This window comes from Bacillus cereus group sp. N8, from assembly GCF_016483685.1.
Taxonomy (GTDB): Bacteria; Bacillota; Bacilli; order Bacillales; family Bacillaceae_G; genus Bacillus_A; species Bacillus_A proteolyticus.
Genome location: NZ_JAEHBK010000014.1, coordinates 88972 through 110816, shown reverse-complemented (window position 1 = coordinate 110816; position 21845 = coordinate 88972). Strand labels below are relative to the sequence as shown.

Sequence of the window (21845 nt, the reverse complement as noted above, 5' to 3'; positions counted from 1 at the left end):
CAATTACATAAGTCAGACCTTTCACTAGGTGAAATAAATGTAATGTATTATTGTATACATATATTCGGAAGGAGAACCACTATGAAAAAGCATTTATATATAAATGGGGTATGGAAATCAGTAGGGACGTATAAACCATTGTATGCACCATATTCTGAAGAAATGTTAGCGGAGATCGCGCAAGGTACAGAAGATGATGTAAAAGAATCGATAGTTTCGGCTAAAAATGCAATGAAAGAAATGAAAAAATTATCTGCATACGATCGCGCAACTATTTTAGAAAAGGTTGCACAAAAAATGGATGAGAGAAGAGAAGAGTTTGCAGTGATTATCGCAAAAGAAGCAGCAAAACCAATTCGTGCTGCACGGGGAGAAGTAGATCGCACTGTTCAAACATATAAGTTTGCAGCTGAAGAAGCGAAGCGAATATATGGTGAGACGTTACCATTAGATGCGGCGCCAGGAGCAGAGGGTCGTATAGCGTATACAATTCGACAACCTATAGGAGTTATTGGTGCTATTACACCGTTTAATTTTCCACTTAATTTAGTAGCACATAAAGTAGGTCCGGCAATTGCGGCTGGAAATACTATAGTGCTAAAGCCAGCCGACCAAACGCCACTTTCGTCATACGCATTGGTGGAATTATTTGAAGAAGCTGGTTTACCAAAGGGAGCTTTCAATATAATTTCTGGACCTGGACCTGTTGTAGGTGAGGCAATAGTGAAAGATGAGAACGTTGCTTGTATTACTTTTACAGGAAGTCCAAAAGTAGGTATTGGAATTAAGCAAAAAGCTGGATTGAAACGAGTGACGTTAGAATTAGGATCAAATGCTGCTGTTATCATTGATGAAGACGTTGAATTGACAGATGAAATAATTGAACGTATAAAATGGGGCGCGTTTGTGAATAATGGACAAGTTTGTATTTCTGTACAACGTGTTTTTGTACATGAATGCAAAATAGATGAATTTATTACAAAATTAACAAAAGCAATGGAAAACGTTGTAGTAGGAGACCCGCTTCATGAAGAAACAGATGTATCAGCACTTATTTCAAAAAAAGATGTAGAACGTGTAAGTTCATGGGTAGAAGAGGCAGTTAAGGCAGGATCAAATGTTGTATACGGTGGTAACAAACGTGATGCAAGAATCTTTGAACCAACTGTATTAACAAATGTTCCAGAGTATGTATCTGTTCAGTGCCAAGAAGTATTTGGTCCACTCATGACAGTAAATACATTTAAAGAATTTGATGAGGCTATAGAGCAAGTAAATAATTCACGTTACGGTCTACAAGCAGGTGTATTTACAAACAATTTATGTAAAGCAATGCGTGCCATTGATGGATTAGAAGTCGGTGGTGTCATGATTAATGATATTCCAACGTTCAGGGTTGATCAAATGCCTTATGGTGGTGTGAAAGAGAGTGGCACAGGTCGTGAAGGAATTAAATATGCAATAGAAGAAATGACAGAGATGAAATTAGTGTGTATTAAAAAATAAAGTAGATCGAGCTTAAACATCGCAATAAAAAACGAGCAGGAAATGTTTACGATTCCATACTCGTTTTTTATTGTTTGTTTTATGTTTCTCGGAACGATTTCATTTAATCAAGTGTACCTTTTACTTCATTTCTTGTTTGAAAATAGCATCTTCTACATAAATTTGTTCTTTGTCAACAGCAGTGCTATGAGATAGTACTAAACCGATTGGTGTTTCTGTACCTTTATTTTGAACAATTGTAAAAGGAACATTTTTTTCATTTGCTAATTTAATGTATTTTGATAAATGTGGGTAAGCAATGCTACCATTTAGGAATAGTTGTAATGATTGAGAAGAACGCATGCTACCCGTTACTTCTGTATACACATTACTTTGCATTACTTGACCGATTGTTAAAGCGAATTCTACACGCTCACGTAATGTAGTTAAGTACATATTACGTTCTTCTGGTTTGTTTTGCTTTTGGCCATATATGCCTTCTTGGAGATAATCTTCCACATTTTTATTTACCATATTTTTCACACCTTTCAATTCTTATTGTACGCAAGAATTAAAAAGGATGCAAAAAAAAGTAGTTTTGAACAGAAAAATAATTAAAAAATGAGAAAGAAAAAGAGATATATGAATAAAACTTATTTAATTAAGAAAGGAAAAATAAATTTTATCAACAGAAATTAACAAAATGTGACAATAATCTATTAACGAAATGTATTTTTTGTGTTAATATTCAAAATATAAAGGGTATTCGTCGTATGGAAATGGAGGGAATGGAGGTTTTTCCAATCGATAAGGATATTAAAGAAGTATTTTGTTCGCACTTGAAAAACAACAAGCACCAATTCGTAGAGAACTGGAAAAACAAAATGATAATTTCCGAAAAAGATCCATTTAAACAAGAAGTAGTTCAAAATGGAGAAGATTTATTAGAGTTAATTATCGAACTTGTTATGGAAGATAAAGATATTAATTATCTTCAACCATTATGTGAGAAAATTGCCATTGAGCGTGCAGGGGCAGATGCGAATATTGGAGATTTTGTCTATAATGCAAATGTGGGAAGAAATGAACTTTTTGAAGCAATGTGCGAATTGGATGTAAGCGCTCGTGAACTGAAACCGATTATGGCCAAAATACATACTTGTTTTGACAAATTAATTTATTATACCGTTTTAAAATACTCAGAAATTATAACGAGAAATTTAGAAGAAAAACAGCAATATATAAACGAAACACATAAAGAAAGGCTTACGATTCTAGGGCAAATGTCGGCTAGTTTTGTCCATGAATTTCGTAATCCGCTAACTTCAATTATGGGATTTGTAAAGTTATTGAAGACAGACCATCCTAATCTATCGTATTTAGATATTATTTCACATGAATTAGATCAATTGAATTTTAGGATTTCACAATTTTTACTTGTGTCGAAAAAAGAAATGTGGAATGAATCTGAACGTTTTTGGCTAAATGACTTGTTTCAAGATATTATACAATTCTTGTATCCAAGTTTAGTAAATGCAAATGTTTTGATTGAAAAAAATTTGCCGTATCCTATTCCACTCATTGGCTACCGGAGTGAAGTGAGACAAGTATTTTTAAATATTTTAATGAATTCAATTGATGCTCTTGAATCGGTGAAAGAAGAGCGGAAAATTGTCATTGATGTATTTGAAGAGGATACCACTATTCGCATTGTTATAAAAAATAATGGGCCTATGATTCCAGCGGAAAGCGTAGAAACCATTTTTGAGCCATTTGTAACTACTAAAAAGCTAGGAACTGGTATTGGACTATTTGTATGTAAACAAATTGTAGAAAAGCATAAAGGATCCATATTGTGTCGTTCGAATAACGACTGGACAGAATTTCAAATTGAGTTTCAAAAGTAAACAGTCTACACCATACGAATGGTGTAGACTGTTTTAATTTGTAAGTATAACGGCCTCTAACTTTGGGTCCTCAGTTGAATAACCTATTATTGAAATTGTGTAAATTGAATTTGGTTCAACGTTGAACTTAGGAATGGTTAATAGTACTTTTTTTGAATCAGCAAGTGAAACTTCAATATCTGCTGTACCAGGGCTAACTTGTAAAAAATCTGTTACTTGTTTAAAGAGTACATTTTCAAATAAATGATCCCCATCTTTCAAATTAACATTTACAACTGGAGTGTCTGGTGAAAAATGTGCAAACCGTATTTTTGCTTGACCAGATGGTAAATGAGTATTATCAAGAATAGGTTGTAATTGGAGGTGATTATCGCTATCCACCGCTGCAAGGGTATAAGTGTGATTCCCCATTATGGGTACTAATGCTGAGAATATTGGAGTTTCGTTTCCAACAGGGACAATATCAATACGGTATTTACCTTGTACTAATGATAAGTAAGGGCTGAATTGTTTAAAGGAAATATTTTTAATCACTTTTTGTCCATTTACAATAATATCAACTGCTGGTGTGTGGGGAGCTGTGTGGAAAATTCTCATATGTGACGGCAAAGTCGCTTCTTGTGAATCTCTCTTTTCATATGCTTGTACAAGTTTTGTAATTGCATCATGGTATTTCATATAGAGTTCCACATACTTTTTAGGATTGCTATATTGGTAGTAACGAGCGAGTTGTTCGTAACGTGCAGCTTCTTGTCCGTATTTTTCAATTTCGGATTGAGTCATAAAACATTCCTCCTTCATCATTACAACTATATGCGGAGCTGGAAAGAAGATATGCGAAAAAAACTGTTTTTCTGAGAGGAAAAGTTAAAATAGGGATTTTTTTATTTATAGGCAAACACACATACAAATCGGTAATTGTCCTACATAATTTATAAAGGAAAGGTAGTTTGAAGGAAGGAGAACAATGGGGATCTGGATATCCTAGGTATGTAGTGTGAATTTAGTTATGGAGGATTTCGTGCTTTAGGCTGTAGTACAAATGTTGGATTTGCACTATAAGTATTTCTATTCCCAATAAGTGAACTGGCTGAAAAAGGTAATATCAGATAAAAGAGCGTCGTGCCGAACTGATTACTGTGGTTAATCGGTTCTTTTTTTATTGTTTTAAATAGATGGTACTACTTGTTTAGTAATAGTTACGATAATTGTGGTTATCTATGTAGTGAAGTGAAATGTCGAATTTTGTTTGAAAATATGCAATATAAAGTAGGATATTAGGAAGGAGAATAACGGGAGTTCCGTCGAAGTTTACACAATGTCGGCAATTGAGGGAAGCTGATATTATGTTAAAAAAGCATTTAATTTGTTGTTATCTTAAGTCAAGGAGGGGTGTTTAAGCGTACAGATAAGGGTTGGTCTTCAATTTAAGTTCTGAATTTTCTGTTTTTAAACTAATATTTTGCACTCATTTGTATATTTTATAATAGTTTTTTGATAAATTCACTGCTTTCGCAGAGGGTTCTTTTTTATGAAAGAAACGTCAATTTTCTTCATATATATATACAAATTGGAGAAATGGGGGAGCGCTATGCGCGATTACTTAATTAAACCACTTGTTGGTCAGCCGTATCCAATGATTTCACATGGAAAAGGTGTATATTTGTATGATCAAAACGGAAATAAATATTTTGATGGTTCGTCAGGAGCAATTACGGCAGGTATTGGGCATGGCGTAAAGGAGATTGCAGATGTTATTAAAAAGCAAGCAGAGGAGATTGCTTTCGTATATAGGTCACAGTTTACGAGTGAACCAGCTGAAAAATTAGCGAAGAAGTTAAGTGATTTAAGTGTAGGAGATTTGAACTGGAGCTTTTTTGTAAATAGTGGTACGGAAGCAAATGAAACAGCTATGAAAATCGCAATTCAGCATTTTCAGGAGCGCGGTATTCAAGGGAAACATAAAATTTTGTCACGATGGATGAGCTATCATGGTATTACGATGGGAGCTTTATCTATGTCTGGGCATCCGCTACGTAGACAACGTTTCGTATCTATTTTAGAAGATTATCCAACTATTCCAGCTCCTTACTGTTTCAGATGCCCTGTACAGAAGGTATATCCAACTTGTCAGCTTGCTTGTGCGACTGAACTAGAAAGAGCGATTGACCGAATTGGTGCAGAACATATTGCAGCTTTTATCGCTGAACCGATTATTGGAGCTGCTGGAGGCGCGATTGTCCCGCCGAAAGAATATTATAAAGTAATTAAAGATATTTGTAGTCATTACGATATATTATTTATTGCGGATGAAGTAATGACTGGACTTGGCCGTACTGGTGCATGGTTTGCGATGGAGCACTGGGGTGTAGAACCGGATATTATGACGCTTGGTAAGGGGCTAGGAGCGGGTTATACACCAATGGCAGCGACAGTTGTAAGTGACCGTGTTATGGAGCCGATTTTACGTGGATCACGTTCTGTAATGAGCGGGCATACGCTTAGTGCAAATCCATTGTCTGCAGCAACGGCTTTAGCTGTTATTGAATATATGGAGAAACATAATCTACCTGAAAAAACAGCAGAAAAGGGAGAGTATTTATTAAAAGGTTTACAGAAAGTTCAGCAGCAATCGACAATCATTGCCGATGTACGTGGAAAAGGATTGCTAATTGGAATAGAATTGCAACCGTTTACAAAAGCGTCGGAACTTATTTCGGTTGCGGCTAAAAATGGATTGCTCTTATACCAAGCTGTTTCAGGGCAAGCAGGAAAAGAGGATAGTGCACTGCTTGTTGCACCACCAATGACAACTACATATTCCGAGTTAGATGAATTACTTTCAATTTTTGTAAAGAGCGTGGAAGAGATGATGCAAAAAGGAGGGCATAGTATCGCATGACAACTATTACAAATACATTCGGTAAATTAAAAGAAGTAGAGGAAGTAATTTCTTTGTTCCATGATGATATGACATTAATGTTTGGGGGATTTGGAGGGATTGGATCCCCTCCATCTCTAATTCAAGCTGTTTTAGATAAAGGCATTACAAATTTAAATTTAATAGGAAATGATACTGGATTTCCTGATGTAGGAATTGGTCGTCTTGTTACGAATGAAAGGGTTAAATCTTTAGTTACTTCTCATATTGGATCAAACCCAAATGCGGGAAGACAATTAAATGAAGGAAGATTGCAAATTGAATTTTCTCCGCAAGGAACATTAGCAGAGCGTATTCGCGCTGGTGGTGTAGGCCTTGGTGGTATTTTAGTTGATGTAGGTGTTGATACGATTGTAGAAGAAGGAAAACGAACAATTGAAATGAATGGAAAGACATATTTAGTTGAAACAGCTTTAACGGCTGAAGTCGCAATTGTATATGCGAAAAAAGCGGATCCGTTTGGCAATCTGGTATTTGATAAAAGCGCTCGTAATATGAATCCGCACGTAGCTATGGCTGGGGACATAACGATTGTAGAAGCAGAAGAAATTGTTCCACTTGGAAGTTTAGATCCAGAAGAAATTGTCGTCCCGGGTGTATTTGTAAATTATATCGTGCCATCGGAAGGAGTGAATTGGAAATGGGTATGGGCGTAGAAGTGAGAGATAAGATTGCAAGACGTGCAGCGAGAGAAATTCAAAATGGCATGATTGTAAATTTAGGTATAGGAATTCCATCGCTTGTACCGAATCATTTGCCAGAAGATATGAGTGTTATGTTTCACGCAGAAAACGGTATTGTCGGTATGGGACCAACGCCAAGTAAAGGGAATGAAGATGAGAATTTATGTAATGCAGCGGGTTTACCTACATCTCTTATTACAGGAGCAAGTTATTTCGATAGCTGCATGGCGTTTGGAATGATTCGAAAAGGATTACTTGATGTTACAATACTTGGTTCGTTACAAGTAAGTGGAAATGGTGATTTAGCAAACTGGATTGTACCAGGAAAACGCGTTCCAGGTATTGGAGGAGCGATGGATTTAGCGCAAAAAGCGAAGCGAGTCGTTGTTGTGATGAATCATGTTGATAAATACGGAAATGCAAAGATTGTTTCGGAATGTACATTGCCATTAACTTCGAAAAAATGTGTAGATTTAATTATTACAGACATGGCTGTAATGGAAGTGACTCCAAGTGGACTTGTCTTACAAGAATTAATGAGTCCGTACACTGTAGAAGATGTAAAACGACATACGACGGCTGATTTTCAAATAAGCTCAAATTTACTAGTAATTGAATGAGGGGAGCTGTAATATATGGAGCAATTAAAAAAACAAGTTTGTGATTATATTGAGCGTAATGAAGAAGAGAGCGTAAAATTTTTAACACGATTAATTCAAGAAAAGAGCGTATCTGGTGATGAAAGTCGTGCGCAGGCAATTGTTATTGAAAAGTTGCGTGAGTTAGGTCTAGACCTCGACATTTGGGAGCCTGCTTTTAATGAAATAAAAGATCACCCTTATTTCGTATCACCTCGTACAAGCTTTACAGATAGCCCGAACATTGTAGCGACTTTAAAAGGAAGTGGCGAAGGGAAATCTATGATTTTAAATGGCCATATTGATGTCGTGCCAGAAGGGGATGTAAATCAGTGGGACCATCATCCGTATAGTGGAGAGAAAATAGGAAACCGCATATATGGACGTGGAACAACAGATATGAAAGGCGGCAATGTCTCACTTATGCTTGCGATGGAAGCGATTATTGAATGTGGTATTGAACTAAAAGGTGATATACATTTTCAAAGTGTAATAGAAGAAGAGAGCGGTGGGGCAGGAACATTAGCAGCTATTTTACGAGGGTATAAGGCAGATGGCGTTATTATTCCTGAGCCGACGAATATGAAATTTTTTCCGAAACAACAAGGGTCAATGTGGTTTCGTCTACATATAAAAGGCAAAGCAGCACACGGTGGTACACGTTATGAAGGAGTAAGTGCTATAGAAAAAAGTATGTTTGTTGTAGATCATTTGAGAAAATTAGAAGAGAAGAGAAATAGTCGAATTACAGATCCATTATTTAAGGGGATTCCGATTCCGATTCCAATTAACGTTGGGAAAATTGAAGGAGGAAGCTGGCCAAGTTCTGTTCCCGATTCATTAATTTTAGAAGGAAGATGTGGTATTGCGCCGAATGAGACTATAGAGGCAGCAAAAGAAGAGTTTGAAGGCTGGATTGGTGAATTAAAAGAAGTGGATAGTTGGTTTGTAAAAAATCCTGTAGAAGTAGAATGGTTTGGAGCGAGATGGGTTCCTGGTGAACTAGAAGAAAATCATCCGCTTATTACAACGCTTGGGCATAATTTTGTTGAAATTGAAGGGAACGAACCGATTATAGAAGCATCGCCATGGGGAACAGATGGAGGTTTGTTCACACAAATCGCTAACGTACCAACGATAGTATTTGGTCCAGGAGAGACGAAAGTAGCACATTATCCAAACGAATATATAGAAGTTGATAAAATGATTGCTGCCGCGAAAATAATTGCATGTACATTACTAGATTGGTGTGAGGTGAAGAAATGAAATACTATGAATCTTTTAGTGAACAGACAAAGTATTACACAGTAGAAGGGGTATTAGACTATTTTAATAAACGTGTTAGAGTTGATCACTATACAGGAAATGTTGAACGCATTATACAAACAATCGATAAATTAGCAGAGAAACATTCTTTCACTAAATGTATTATTAAAGGAAAGGGAGAGCATGTTTCGACATGGCTCTCTTTCGGTTTCTTATTGGAAGCAACGATACCTCATTATTTTCAAGGACACGATGCGTACTTCTTCGTGAAATATCATTCCAATGAAAGACGAAATAGTATTCATTGGAATGAGGAAGATAGCATTTTAAGTGGTGTAAAAGCAAAAGAAGTGAAAGAAAAAATAGTCCCAGAGGAGTTTGTGTTAAGAAAAGCGACAGAAGAGGATGCGGAAGAATTAGCAATTGTCTTTGGGAAAGTATTTGAAGTTTATCCGACCCCTTTAAATGAAGCGAGTTATGTAAAACACACGATGAAGGAAGACGATACAATTTACTATGTTTATGAATTCAAAGGGAAAATTATTAGTACAGCATCTGCTGAAATGAATGTGAAAGAAGGTAATGCAGAATTAACGAATTGTGCTACATTACCTGAATATCGAAAACATGGTTTTATGAAAAGTTTGCTAATTAAGTTAGAGGAAGAACTTCAAGAAAGATCTATTTTTTGTTCCTATACAATTGCTCGTTCGCTATCTTTCGGTATGAATGCAGCCTTTCATCAATTAGGCTATACATATACGGGAAGGCTCGCGAATAATTGCTACATTTTTGATAAGTTGGAAGATATGAATATATGGGTGAAAGATTTATCTAGCTATTCGAAAGCAGTAAGACTCCCACTTCAAAATTCGGCTGTAAAGCAAAGCAGTTAGGGGGGGCGGGATAATAATCAGTGGGGATGAATAAAGCCCCACTGATTAAAGTTTCACTTAACCATAAATAAACAATAGAAATATATACAAATTTCATCAAAATAATAGAACGGAATCGTCATACTTATAATCGCACATAGGTATGCCGAAAATTCGGCATAGAATTCGCTGAATTTTCGGCAAAAGGGGGGATGACATTGCTAGCAGTTTCGACACAAGAAGTCATTGAGGCGATTTTGGGTAGTATAGATGAGGCCATACACGCAGTGGATGAAAATGGGATTACGATCTTTTATAATACAGTTGCTGCAAAACATGATGGATCCAAAATTGAAAAAGTGTTAGGAAAGCATTTGTTAGAAGCGTTCCCATCTTTAACTAGGGAAACGAGTACATTGATGAAAGTATTAGATACAAAAAAACCAATTGTACATCAAGCGCAGCATTATCAAAATTTAAATGGAGAAGATGTTTGTACGGTAAATACGACGTTACCTATTTTTATAGATGGAAATATTGCTGGTGCTGTTGAAATTGCAAAGGATTACTCTACAATTCAAAAGCTTACGGATACAATTGTCGATTTACAGTCAAAAATAAAGCGATCATCTGGCAAAAAAGTGATTAAAAAGCATGTTGCGTTTGAGACGATTGTGACTAATGATGATCGGTTTAAACAGACGAAAGAATTAGCGCAAAAAGTAGCGCCAACTGATGCAAATGTTTTAATATATGGTGAAACGGGAACAGGGAAAGAGCTATTTGTGCAAGCGATTCATGAAGCTTCTAAACGGAAAAATAAGCCATTTATTGCACAAAACTGCGCAGCTTTGCCAGAGTCGCTATTAGAAAGTTTATTGTTTGGAACGACAAAAGGAAGTTATACAGGGGCAATTGAACGAGCTGGATTGTTTGAACTTGTAGATGGAGGAACATTGTTTTTAGATGAACTGAATTCAATGCCGCTCGATTTACAGGCGAAAATGCTACGTGTATTAGAGGATGGGGTTATTCGTCGCATTGGTGATAATAAGACGAGAAAAGTAGATGTTCGCGTTATTACTGCAATGAATCAACCTCCAGAAGTATGTTTAAGAGAAAATAAAATCCGCACTGATTTATACTATCGATTAAATGTGTTTTCATTATATATCCCGCCACTTCGCGAAAGAACTGAGGATGTACTGTTATTAGCGTCGTACTTTTTGAAAGAATATAATAAAAGTTATAAAAAAGGTGTACTTCAAATTGATAAGGAAGCGAAAGAAAGATTACAAGCTTATCAATGGCCTGGAAATGTTCGTGAGTTAAAACATACGATTGAACATGCTGTCATTATCGCGGAAGGGAGTTCATTAACAGCAAAGTGTTTACCACGTACATTTAGGAAAGAGAAACTTCCGAAGAAGAAAAGTATATTACCGCTTAGGCAAGCTCTTCATCAAACGGAAAAGGAATTAATAGATCAAGCGTTAATTGAAACGGAAGGGAATATTTTGCAAGCAGCAAAAATGTTAGGTATTCCGCGTCAAACGCTTCAATATAAACTGAGCAAGTACGACAAAACCGCCGAATAATCGGCGGTTTTTGTGTGTTTGCACCAATAAAAGAGCGTTTACATATATAAAAGGTAATGAATATGATAGTTAATATTCTGTTATTACTGCACTTGAAAATATTTTTTCTCCTATATAATAGGGTATTTCGCACATTTACTTATCAAGAATATGAAGTTGGCATAACAATTGCTTATATAAAGGATGAGCGTATAAAAAGGGGGAATAGCAATGTTACATGATGTATACAAACCAAATCGTCACTGGAAGGATATTGAATTATGGAAAGAGGTTACAGAAGAACAATGGAATGATTGGGTTTGGCAATTAACGAATACGATCAAAACTTTAGATGATTTAAAGAAAGTAATTAACTTAACACCTGAAGAAGAAGAAGGCGTTAAAATTTCAACGAAAACGATCCCGTTAAACATTACACCGTACTATGCTTGGCTAATGAATCCTGATGACCCACGCTGTCCGATTCGGATGCAATCAGTACCGATTTCGGAAGAGTTATATAAAACAAAATATGATTTAGAAGATCCTCTTCATGAAGATGAAGATTCACCAGTTCCAGGGTTAACGCATCGTTATCCAGACCGTGTACTATTTTTAGTAACGAATCAATGTTCTATGTATTGTCGTTACTGTACACGTCGTCGTTTTAGTGGACAAATTGGGATGGGCGTACCGAAAAAGCAATTAGATGATGCGATTGCTTATATTAGTGAAACACCACAAGTACGTGACGTTTTAATTTCTGGCGGTGACGGACTTCTAATTAATGATAAAATTTTAGAATACGTATTAAAGAATTTACGAGCAATCCCGCATGTCGAGATTATTCGTATCGGAACGAGAGCACCAGTTGTATTCCCGCAACGTATTACAGAAAACCTTTGTAACATTATTAAAAAATACCATCCAGTATGGTTAAATACGCATTTTAACACTTCTATTGAGATTACAGAAGAATCGAAACTAGCATGTGAAATGCTTGCAAATGCAGGTGTTCCAATTGGAAACCAAGCTGTAATCTTAGCTGGAATTAATGATAGCGTTCCAATTATGAAAAAATTGATGCACGATTTAGTAAAAATTCGTGTTCGTCCATATTACATTTATCAATGTGATCTATCAGAAGGTATCGGTCATTTCCGTGCACCAGTTTCTAAAGGTCTTGAAATTATTGAAGGCTTACGTGGACATACATCGGGTTATGCAGTACCGACATTCGTTGTTGATGCGCCGGGCGGAGGCGGAAAAATTGCGCTTCAGCCAAACTATTTAATTTCACAAAGTGCGGATAAAGTTGTACTTCGTAACTTTGAAGGGGTTATTACAACGTATCCAGAACCAGAAAATTATATCCCAGGAAGAGCAGAAGGCTACTTTAAAGAGATTTATCCGACTTATGAAGAGAAACGTTCTGATATCGGCGTTGCAGGGTTGATGAGTGATAAGAAATTTAATCTTGTTCCAGATGATTTACAACGTATGAATCGCCGTAAAGATTATGAAGTCAATGAAACGCATGCTTCTTTAAAGGATAAACGTGATAAGCGTGATCAATTAAAAGATAAAAAATATCAAGCACAGATGGCAAAGTTAGAAGATGACAAAAAAAATGAGGGTGACGCAGTATGAATTGTATGTGGTGTGACAGTACAGAAGCGAAAGAAAGCTTGAATACTGTATATTGGGAATTACCAGATGGTACGAAAGCCATTGAAATCCAAGAGACACCATGTATAACTTGTTCCTCATGTGGAATGGATTATCAATCAGACCATACTGTAAAAGAAATTGAAGACCAGTTGTTTTTAATCTATACGAAAGATTTGCCAAAACAACTAACATACGAAGAGTTGATGGGAAGACCACGTCTATTAAAAAGGAATTATTTCGACTTTTAACCAGCTTTTATGCTGGTTTTTTTCTATTTCGCCTTGTATAATGTACCCAAGTTAGAAAGGTAGGGAATATTTTTGAAAAAGACATTTTACCATTATATGATGAAGCACCGTGCAGCTTTATTTAAAAATGAAATATCAGATTTAGCAGAGGCGATGTACGATGATTTAAGTTTTCCGAAGCAATCTGAAGACTATGATGAAATTAGTTCATATTTAGAGTTAAGTGGAATGCTAGATAGTATGTCTATATTTGATGAAGCATGGGATTTATATATACAAGAGAGATAACGATATTGAAGTGCTACGTAAATGAAAACATAAGGAATACATTACTTTTAAAAAGTGAAGTATTTCTTATGTTTTTTTATTAAAGTTCGTCTTGCTGTTAGAACATAAATGTTAAGTAAAAGCTAGTATATATACTAGCTTTTTTGAGTTATATACACATTCTACTTTTTTATTGAAAAAATTTATGAATATAAGCTTCTGTGATAAGCGTTTTTATGTAGGTTGCATATACTGTTATCAAAATCACGACGTTAAAAAAAGGAGAGATATAGATGGCAAGGAAAAAACAACCTAAATACAATGTAGGGGACATTGTCGTGATTACGCTATATGGAACCGTTGGAAAAGTTACAAATATGAAGGTTTTAGATGGAGTTTACGTATACGAAGTAAATAATCACGATGGATTTTATGTAGAGCAAACTCTGCAGCATGTAACAGAGCAAGAAATGAAAAAGGGCGACACAGAGTGGATTGAATTAAATTATAACTTTACGTTTGGTGATCTCGTGCAAGTAACTGGGTATGATAAAGATGTTTTTCGTATTGTTGGTTTTCGTACAGAAGTATGGAGATATAAAAATGATGCATGGGAAGATACTATATATGAATTGTCACGAATTACGGATGGTGAATGGTTAGAAGCTGATGAATCGGATTTAACATTACTTGCTAATGCACAAACGGCAAATGCAATTTTGAAGAAAATGAAACAAGATAAAGCTGGTATGAATAAATTGGATTTAGGAAAATTGAAGTCAATTAACAATTCGAAAAAAGTAAGTGTAAAGACGAATCGCCAAGAAATTATTGATGGATTATTAGATATTTATAATGATTATCATTTGTTATTCGATACATTTAAAGATGAAGAATACAAAATTGTTATGGATGTTGTTCATAATTATTTAGTTAAATTGACAGAGAAAAAATAGTTAACTAGAAAGAGAGAATAAATTGAACAACAACATATGCAGTATAAGGTATGCCTACAATTATTAAAAAAATAAAAAGCCATTTAATAAGAGAGTCTGCCCATTGATCTTCATGCATGAACTCTTCTTTTGTTTGCCCTACTTCTTGATCTACTTCATATTGGTATTCCATAATTATTTCCCCCTTTTTGATAGCTTGTACTACCATCGTATGCACCTCGTCCAAAAGATATGACCTATAAAAAAAGAAAAACTATTTTTCTAATCTCATATACATAATTTTGAGATTTTTTCATAAAACAGAAATAAAGGAGTGATGCTCATGAAGGAAATTGAAGTCGTAATTGATACGGAAGAGATTGCGGAGTTTTTTTATGAGCAACTAATTGAAAGAGGATACGTCCCAAAAAGAGAAGAAGTTGAGGACCTAGCAGATATTACATTTGAGTATTTATTAGAGAAATGCATGATTGATGAAGTTTTTGATGAAGAGGAAGATTGAAAGTAACGGCGGGCTTAACTCGTCGTTTTTTACTCTTTACAAACTTGTCACAAACAGAGTCTACAATTATTGGTATAATTAAAAGAAAATTTTATACAAGAGGTGAAGGGATGTTCAAAAAAATTATTGATTCTTTATTAGGAAAGAAAAAATATCGTTCTTATTCAAGTAGTGATTATCGCCATAGAGGGCGATCTTATTCAAGTAGCGATTATAAACGACGTTCTTCTGATTATGGGCATCATCATTATAAAAGAAAACGTAAAAGTCGTAGCTTCTTTTCAAGTAGCTGATGAAATGGCGTCGTATACTAGCTTTATTTGATAGACCACTGCGAAAAAATACAATTGTTGCAGAGCGGTATAAGATTGAATCAGTAATTGGAATGGGCAGTTATGGGGTTACATATGTCGTTAATGATTTACAAATAAATAAATATAAAGTTTTAAAACAATTAAGAAAAAGTAAACAAAGATATGAGTCTGGTAGAAAATCATTTGAACAAGAGAAAATGATGTTAAAAACATTAAATCATCATGCAATTCCTACTCTATATGATCATTTCGTATGGGAAAAAAAGAGCTTTTTTGTGATGGAGTATATGCTAGGAGAAAATTTTGAAGATTATATTTTCCTAGATGGGCATGTATATGAAGAACGAGAAGTTTTTGAAATTTTATATGAAATATTAGGAATTGTTTCGGTTTTTCATAGTAAAGGTATCATTCACAGAGATTTACGTATTCCGAATATATTAATGAAAGAAAATCAAATTAGTATTATTGATTTTGGATTGGCTAAATTGAAAGGTGAGGGTGATGAGAGAGCTACAACTTATGAAGGGGAACAAGCTTTGATGCGAGAAGTTCACTTTCGTAGCGATTTTTATGCGCTCGGTCATTTCGTATTATTTTTACTGTATGCTGGTTATGAATCAACTGAAAAAAAAGAAAAACCTTGGTATGAAGAGTTAGTATTGGAAGAATATAATCGCGAAATGCTAATGCGAATGTTACAAATGAAAGCGCCATACTATGAGAATGTACAAGATCTGAAAAAAGATGTAGCTTACGCTTTAGAAAGGATGGAGGCCCCATGTTTCAAAAGTTTTTAGCAAGCGTTGGTATTGGTAGTGCAAAAGTAGATACGGTTCTTGAAAAAGATGAGTATATAGTTGGAGAAGAGATAATAGGTAAGGTTCATATAATTGGAGGCTCAGTTAGCCAACAAATTGAAAGCATTTACTTAACGTTATCGACGTCTTATGTAAGAGAAGTGGATGATAAAAAAGTAACGGCAACGTATGATTTAGAGCGAGTTCGTTTAACTGATCCATTTTCTGTAGAGCCAAATGAAAAAGTTGAAATTCCATTTTCGTTTTCAATGCCAATTGAAGCGCCACTAACACTTGGAATGAAAACGGTTTGGGTTCATACAGGTCTTGATATTAAACGTAGTATTGATCCAAGTGACCGCGATTATATTCAAGTGTTGCCGAATGCACTATTGAACAGCGTATTAGACAGTGTAAATCAATTAGGTTTTAAAGCGCGTCATATAGAATGCGAAGAATTACCATATCGATTACGTAAGCAAGTACCATTTGCACAAGAATTTGAATTTATTCCAGTTTCCGGAGAGTATTATGGGGAATTAGATGAATTAGAATTATTAATCTTGCCAATTGCTTACGATCGATTAGAAATTATTATGGAAGTAGATAGAAAATCGCGTGGATTGGCTGGTTTATTCGCAGAAGCGCTTGATCTTGATGAGAAGGTTATTCGCTTTACGGTAACAAGCGAAGATATTCCAACGATGCAGCAAAAAATTAACAATTATATTTTTTAATAAACTATGCATAAAAAAGAAATGGAGAGGAAAACTAAAACAACCGCTCCATTTTTTTGCATAGTGAGGTTATGTATGTGAAACGATATCGACATTTATACTTGTTAAGTTGTACATTACTCATTTGTTTTGTCGCACTATCACTTTCGTATCATACCGCTTGTATTGAAAAAATTGATAATGTAGTCGCACACTTTATTCAAAGTTTCCGAAACGATTATTTGACAACCTATTTTACTTGGATGTCCTTTATCGGTTCAAAAAGAATATATTTCCCGTTACTCATTATACTTGTAATGTATTTTCTCGTTAGAAAAAAACTGCTAAGTGCATTACTTCTAACAATAAATTATTACGGATCTCGTTATTTGAACAGTATGCTAAAACTATGGTATGAACGGGCAAGACCTGATGTAACGCAGCTTGTTACAGCAACTGGATATAGCTTTCCGAGCGGGCATACGATGAATGCTACTGCTTTTTTAGGATTTATTGCATACGTCACAATTACAGAAGATCGTATTTCATTGCATAAAAAATTGCTGATTATTTTTATAGCGAGCTTTGTTGTATTATCTATTTCAGTTAGCCGAATTTATCTTGGCGTACACTATCCATCTGATATATTAGCCGGATGGGCAGCGGGCGGTAGCTGGCTCGTTTTATGTGTTATATTTCATAAGGCGTTCATCAAAAAAGAACCTATGTCATAATAGGTTCTTTTTGCATGGGCTCCACATGAATATGAGCATGATAAATTCCGAATTTCTTTCGAAGCATAGCCTCGATGTTGTCAGTAATACAGTGACTTTCTCCAACATCCATACGCGCATCTACCTCGATTGTAATATCAACGTATGTTTGATTCCCGTACATACGAGCGCGAATATCTACGATGTTTTCCACACCACCAATATGTTCAATGGCATCAGCGTACTCTTCCATCTTATCTGGATCGATTCCATCCGTTAGCATATGAGAAGCTTCTACGAAAATTTCCCATGCGGTTTTACAAATAATAAGACCGACAATTAAAGCGGCAATAGGGTCTAAAATAGGCATTTGGAACTGTGATCCGACTATACCTATGACTGTACCAATACTTACGAGTGCATCTGATAAATTATCTTTTGCAGCGGCTTCTAACGACTTACTCTTTGTTTGAATCGCAATCTTTTTCGTATATTTATATACGAAATACATTACGACGGCAGAAAATAAAGCAACCCACGCAGCGAGTACATTAGGCGCTGCTTGTTTCGGATTTAAAAACGATTGAATTGCACTAATCACAACTTCTAATCCGACCGTTGCCATAATAAAAGAAGCAACAAGTGATGCGATTTGTTCTGCACGCGAATGCCCATATGGATGATCTGGGTCGCGAGGCTTACGAGAAATTTTCAGACCAATTAATATTGCTAAAGAAGCGCCAATATCCGTTAAGTTATTCAATCCATCAGCACGTAATGCGCTAGAGAGGGTAATATAACTGATGATAATTTTCATAGAGGATAAAAATATGTAGGCCATAATGCTGACAATAGCACCTTTATCAGCTTCTTTATGAGAAAGAGAATCCATTTTAATCACTCACCTTCCTGTTAGGAATTTCTTTCTATACATAGAGTATCAAACGAAACTCGTGTGGGTCTATACAAACATTGTTGACGTTTTATAGCTTTTTAAGAAGGGGATAACAAAGTTTCGTTAAGGAAAAAAATGTTGAAAAGTACAAAGCGGAAAGTTGTTTAAACAATTAACGATGATTACGGCATAGGAGAAGGTGGCGAGAATAATGATTCGCATAATTCCATTCAGGTATATATTTCACAAAATGACTCTTCGTAATTCCTCGTGGGAGTAATATATAAGAAATGATAAAAAAATTTAGTGAATAAGAAGAGGAGAATAATATAAAAATGTTCATTTTCTAAAAAGAGAAAAATACAAAGAGTATTTTGAAAACGAAAAAACCTCTGAAAATATTTTCAGAGGTTTTTCGTTTCTTAGTATGATTCTAAAAACTCAGTAACTTGCTCTTCAGTTTTTGCGTTAGCACTATGTAAGTGGCCTAGCTTCTCGCCATTTTGATAAACAAGCAGGCTTGGAATACCCATTACTTGATACTCTTCAGCAATACTTGGGAACTCATCTTTATTAATAGAATACCATTCAAACTTATTGAACTCTTCCATTACATCTCCGATAAAGTTGTCCATTCTTACGCAATCTGGACACCACGTTGTAAAGAACTTAACAACTACTGGCTCCTCGCTTGCGATGATGTCTTTGAATTCCTTGTCAGACTTGATTTCTCTCATGTTTTTGACTCCTCTCAATGTCACACGGATAAGCTAGTATTTTTATGCAAAATCCGTAATTGCAAACATTTTGCAAACATTAGTGTTTTTGAAATAGATTGTTTGCAAAATCTTCGACTGCTTTTTCTTGTAGGCCTGGTACAACATGTGAGTAGGTGTCCAATGTGATGCCTACTCTTTTATGTCCTAATCGTTCACTTACAATCTTCGGATGTATACCTTGTTTCAACATTAATGTTGCATGGGTATGCCTTAGATCGTGGAACCGAATATCAGGAACCCCACTTTTCTTTATAAGCTTTTTCCAGAGCTGTGTCAAACTTCTGAAATTGCAGGGGTTACCATTATAGGTTGGGCAAACTAAATCATAATTATTATATCCATCGCCATAACGTTCTTTTTCTTCTATTATTTTTTGAAAATGTTCTTGAAGAGCCAGCAGAGTAATTTCAGGCAAAACAATTAATCTCTTTCCTGAAGATGTTTTAGGTTCATGAAACTCTTTGGTAATATGCGAGAGGGAACGATTAACAGATAAGGTCCGTCTGTCAAAATCAATATCCTTCCATTGGAGCCCTAAAATTTCACCTTTGCGCATTCCACAAGTGATAGCTAGTAGATATGCAACATAGTATCTACTTTCTTTTGCGTTGTCTAAAAAGCAAAGTACATGTTCTTCCGACCAAGTATTTACAGTTTTTTCTTCACCTTTAGGAGGGCTTACTACATCGGCAACATTCTTTTTCACAATTTCGTGTCTCATAGCATAAGTAAGTGCGGTACGAATAATTTGATGAATACTACGAACTGTAACAGGCTTCATAGATTCAGATAAATCACCATAGAACTTTTCAAGATCTATACCTTTTAACTTTTGCATTGGAATGTTTCCGAGTTTTGGTATAATATGATTGTTAATATGTTTTCGATAGTTGTAGTATGTGGTTTCTCGAAGATTTATCTTCCTTGCTTCAAGATATTGAAGAAAAAACTCACGTACTCTCATTTTTGTGGGCTCAATATATGAGCCTTCTTCTATTTCTACGATTCTTTTAGCCGTGTCGGCTTGTGCTTCTTTTTTTGTTTTATACCCAGAAAACCATTTCTGTCTTCGTTTCCCTGTCTCTGGATCAGGACCGATATCAATGATTATTGACCACTTTGTTCCTCTTTTTCGAATATGCCCTTTCATGTTAAACACTCCTTGATTTGTATTTTCCTTTGAATTTGTGTAAGACGCTGCTTACATAATTCAGGAGTAACTTGAAACACTTCAGACATATCAGCGACCATAGTATCCTTTGCAGGATTAATATATTTTAGCATATGGAAGGGGATAGCTGCATATTTGGTAAAACGTACTGCATCCCATTCTTGCAATTCGCGAAAAGCAGTAGGCATAATCCCTTGTATGCCAGTGTGGCGTAAAATATGGCATAATTCATGGAAAAATACTTCCTTTTGTTTTTCTTTAGATAAGCGTGAATCAATAACAATCATTTTTAAATAACTATTTGCAATGTAGTACGAGTTAATGTTTTCTTTTAAAAGTATGATATTACAGAGTTGAGCAATTTTTTCAATACATAAGTCACTTGGTTGTAAAATTTCAAGCTGTTGATAAAATGTAGTTATCCAATCTTCTAGTAGGGTAGTTTGATACGACCAGTCCATGAATTTCACCTCAATGTTAAAAATAGGAACGTTTGTTCTTATCTTACTGTAAAAATAAAAGCCCGTGAAGTGGGCTTTTATTGATTAGTATAAAATTCATTAAAACTTCCATATATATTTATTATTTTCTACGTTTTTCCGCTAATTCTACAACCATATCAAAATGACGTTTAATCATTTCCACATCCTCTGGAGAGAGGTTTTTCCATTTCTCTATATTGAAGAATCCCATGTCGTTTATGCCAAGTTGTTTAACATGTCTAGAAATTTCGTTAAGGGAATCATAGTGCTTTTCATTTGTTGAAGAAGTGGGTATCGCTTCTTCCTCACCAGTAATTATAAAATGTGTTGAACAACCTAAAATGTTTGATAAAACAACTATGTCATCAGGGTCAGGATATGTGTACTCTCTTTCCCAGTTGGAAATTACTTGAGGTGATACTTTCATGTGAATAGCTAATTCTTTTTGAGTCTTATTTATTCGTTTTCTTCCCTCGCGAATTCTTTCTCCAATTCCATTTTTCAAGATAGTTCACCTCTCTATGCTTTGTATATGAATAACTGTATAAGTTAGTTAGTTACACACCAATACATTAATTTTAACTAAAATTAACGGATTTCGATACATAACTAACGGAATTTGAGAAAATAATAAAAAAAGAAATTGACTATAACGGAAATCGTTAGTATATTGAATATAACGGATAACGTTATTTAAGGTGGTGTTTAAGATATTAGTTATAGAGAATGTAGAAAAGATTCGAAAGGCAAGAAGGGTTACTAAGACTTTTATAGCAAATAAAACTGGTTTATCTCTTCAAGGATATAGACATATTGTAAACAAAGATGTTCGTTTAGATGTAGAAAGATTAAAGAAAATATCGGGCGCTTTAAATGTACCGATATCTATTTTTTTTGACGATAAACTAACGGAATCCGTTATAAAAGAGATGGAAAGTGAGTTTGTAAAGTAACACTGA

General features: G+C 35.1%; 26 protein-coding genes. 18 read left to right on the top strand and 8 right to left on the bottom strand.

Annotated features, from left to right (window positions below; genetic code table 11):
- Positions 1-81 precede the first annotated feature (81 nt).
- Positions 82-1506, top strand: coding sequence for an aldehyde dehydrogenase family protein (locus tag JDS80_RS19920; RefSeq protein ID WP_199639821.1), 1425 nt, complete (start codon positions 82-84; stop codon positions 1504-1506).
- A 120-nt stretch (positions 1507-1626) separates the two neighbouring features.
- Here the strand turns inward: JDS80_RS19920 and JDS80_RS19915 are convergent, their stop codons facing one another.
- Entirely contained in the window at positions 1627-2019 is a 393-nt protein-coding gene (locus JDS80_RS19915; RefSeq protein ID WP_098890136.1) for a YueI family protein, read from the bottom strand.
- Between the two features lie 239 nt (positions 2020-2258).
- Here JDS80_RS19915 and JDS80_RS19910 point away from each other — a divergent pair, with 239 nt between their 5' ends.
- Positions 2259-3392 carry a BA2291 family sporulation histidine kinase gene (locus tag JDS80_RS19910; RefSeq protein WP_083596024.1) on the top strand — a complete coding sequence of 378 codons (1134 nt, stop codon included), beginning with the start codon at positions 2259-2261 and terminating at the stop codon, positions 3390-3392.
- A 33-nt stretch (positions 3393-3425) separates the two neighbouring features.
- Here the strand turns inward: JDS80_RS19910 and JDS80_RS19905 are convergent, their stop codons facing one another.
- Complete coding sequence (locus JDS80_RS19905) at positions 3426-4175, bottom strand: DUF4397 domain-containing protein (protein WP_071771378.1); 750 nt, start codon at positions 4173-4175, stop codon at positions 3426-3428.
- Between the two features lie 808 nt (positions 4176-4983).
- Between JDS80_RS19905 and JDS80_RS19900 the strand changes: the two genes are divergently transcribed.
- From JDS80_RS19900 to JDS80_RS19855, 10 genes are all read left to right on the top strand, one after another.
- Positions 4984-6294 (top strand): aspartate aminotransferase family protein, encoded by a 1311-nt coding sequence (locus JDS80_RS19900; RefSeq protein ID WP_001205875.1) that lies wholly within the window; start codon positions 4984-4986, stop codon positions 6292-6294.
- A complete protein-coding gene (gene atoD / locus JDS80_RS19895; RefSeq protein ID WP_071745826.1) occupies positions 6291-6989 on the top strand; it encodes an acetate CoA-transferase subunit alpha in 699 nt (232 codons plus the stop codon). Before JDS80_RS19900 ends, atoD begins: the two co-directional genes overlap by 4 nt.
- Positions 6974-7636, top strand: a complete 663-nt coding sequence (locus tag JDS80_RS19890) for a CoA transferase subunit B (protein ID WP_071745825.1) — start codon at positions 6974-6976, stop codon at positions 7634-7636. Before atoD ends, JDS80_RS19890 begins: the two co-directional genes overlap by 16 nt.
- A 15-nt stretch (positions 7637-7651) precedes the next feature.
- The gene (locus JDS80_RS19885; protein WP_071771380.1) at positions 7652-8920 is read left to right on the top strand and encodes a peptidase; all 1269 of its coding nucleotides are present in this window, start codon (positions 7652-7654) and stop codon (positions 8918-8920) included.
- Positions 8917-9816: a putative beta-lysine N-acetyltransferase gene (ablB, locus tag JDS80_RS19880; RefSeq protein WP_098890135.1), complete on the top strand. Its 900-nt coding sequence runs from the start codon at positions 8917-8919 to the stop codon at positions 9814-9816. Before JDS80_RS19885 ends, ablB begins: the two co-directional genes overlap by 4 nt.
- Positions 9817-10007: 191 nt before the next feature.
- Entirely contained in the window at positions 10008-11393 is a 1386-nt protein-coding gene (gene rocR, locus JDS80_RS19875; protein WP_098890134.1) for an arginine utilization transcriptional regulator RocR, read from the top strand.
- 210 nt (positions 11394-11603) lie between these two features.
- On the top strand, positions 11604-13022 hold the full coding sequence (gene kamA, locus JDS80_RS19870; protein WP_071745821.1) for a lysine 2,3-aminomutase: 1419 nt from the start codon (positions 11604-11606) through the stop codon (positions 13020-13022).
- A complete protein-coding gene (locus tag JDS80_RS19865) occupies positions 13019-13291 on the top strand; it encodes a YokU family protein (protein WP_002119088.1) in 273 nt (90 codons plus the stop codon). The genes kamA and JDS80_RS19865 overlap by 4 nt, the downstream gene beginning before the upstream one ends.
- A gap of 72 nt (positions 13292-13363) precedes the next feature.
- Positions 13364-13579, top strand: coding sequence for a YozE family protein (locus JDS80_RS19860; RefSeq protein WP_098890133.1), 216 nt, complete (start codon positions 13364-13366; stop codon positions 13577-13579).
- A gap of 272 nt (positions 13580-13851) precedes the next feature.
- Positions 13852-14514 (top strand): hypothetical protein, encoded by a 663-nt coding sequence (locus JDS80_RS19855; protein ID WP_000101504.1) that lies wholly within the window; start codon positions 13852-13854, stop codon positions 14512-14514.
- Positions 14515-14518: 4 nt separating this feature from the next.
- Here the strand turns inward: JDS80_RS19855 and JDS80_RS19850 are convergent, their stop codons facing one another.
- Positions 14519-14686 (bottom strand): DUF3930 family protein, encoded by a 168-nt coding sequence (locus JDS80_RS19850; RefSeq protein WP_000456534.1) that lies wholly within the window; start codon positions 14684-14686, stop codon positions 14519-14521.
- Between the two features lie 150 nt (positions 14687-14836).
- On the opposite strand from JDS80_RS19850, the gene JDS80_RS19845 reads away from it, so the two are divergent.
- The 5 genes from JDS80_RS19845 (at position 14837) to JDS80_RS19825 (ending at position 17580) form a co-directional block, all read left to right on the top strand.
- Positions 14837-15016: a YozD family protein gene (locus tag JDS80_RS19845; protein ID WP_000658453.1), complete on the top strand. Its 180-nt coding sequence runs from the start codon at positions 14837-14839 to the stop codon at positions 15014-15016.
- Between the two features lie 110 nt (positions 15017-15126).
- A complete protein-coding gene (locus JDS80_RS19840; protein ID WP_071745888.1) occupies positions 15127-15309 on the top strand; it encodes a hypothetical protein in 183 nt (60 codons plus the stop codon).
- Entirely contained in the window at positions 15309-16130 is an 822-nt protein-coding gene (locus tag JDS80_RS19835; RefSeq protein WP_199639819.1) for a serine/threonine protein kinase, read from the top strand. Before JDS80_RS19840 ends, JDS80_RS19835 begins: the two co-directional genes overlap by 1 nt.
- Positions 16112-16867, top strand: coding sequence for a sporulation protein (locus JDS80_RS19830; protein ID WP_098890131.1), 756 nt, complete (start codon positions 16112-16114; stop codon positions 16865-16867). Before JDS80_RS19835 ends, JDS80_RS19830 begins: the two co-directional genes overlap by 19 nt.
- A 77-nt stretch (positions 16868-16944) precedes the next feature.
- Positions 16945-17580, top strand: a complete 636-nt coding sequence (locus tag JDS80_RS19825) for a phosphatase PAP2 family protein (protein ID WP_016129318.1) — start codon at positions 16945-16947, stop codon at positions 17578-17580.
- Here JDS80_RS19825 and JDS80_RS19820 read toward each other — a convergent pair.
- From JDS80_RS19820 to JDS80_RS19800, 5 genes are all read right to left on the bottom strand, one after another.
- Entirely contained in the window at positions 17570-18451 is an 882-nt protein-coding gene (locus JDS80_RS19820) for a cation diffusion facilitator family transporter (protein WP_141533526.1), read from the bottom strand. The two genes, JDS80_RS19825 and JDS80_RS19820, sit on opposite strands and share 11 nt — an antisense overlap.
- Positions 18452-18876: 425 nt before the next feature.
- Entirely contained in the window at positions 18877-19191 is a 315-nt protein-coding gene (locus tag JDS80_RS19815; protein WP_070170114.1) for a thioredoxin family protein, read from the bottom strand.
- Between the two features lie 79 nt (positions 19192-19270).
- Positions 19271-20383: a site-specific integrase gene (locus JDS80_RS19810; protein ID WP_199639817.1), complete on the bottom strand. Its 1113-nt coding sequence runs from the start codon at positions 20381-20383 to the stop codon at positions 19271-19273.
- Positions 20380-20865 (bottom strand): ImmA/IrrE family metallo-endopeptidase, encoded by a 486-nt coding sequence (locus JDS80_RS19805; protein WP_088058615.1) that lies wholly within the window; start codon positions 20863-20865, stop codon positions 20380-20382. Before JDS80_RS19805 ends, JDS80_RS19810 begins: the two co-directional genes overlap by 4 nt.
- A 121-nt stretch (positions 20866-20986) precedes the next feature.
- Positions 20987-21391 carry a helix-turn-helix domain-containing protein gene (locus tag JDS80_RS19800; RefSeq protein ID WP_199639815.1) on the bottom strand — a complete coding sequence of 135 codons (405 nt, stop codon included), beginning with the start codon at positions 21389-21391 and terminating at the stop codon, positions 20987-20989.
- A gap of 193 nt (positions 21392-21584) precedes the next feature.
- On the opposite strand from JDS80_RS19800, the gene JDS80_RS31590 reads away from it, so the two are divergent.
- Positions 21585-21839 (top strand): helix-turn-helix domain-containing protein, encoded by a 255-nt coding sequence (locus tag JDS80_RS31590; protein ID WP_199639813.1) that lies wholly within the window; start codon positions 21585-21587, stop codon positions 21837-21839.
- Positions 21840-21845: the final 6 nt, after the last annotated feature.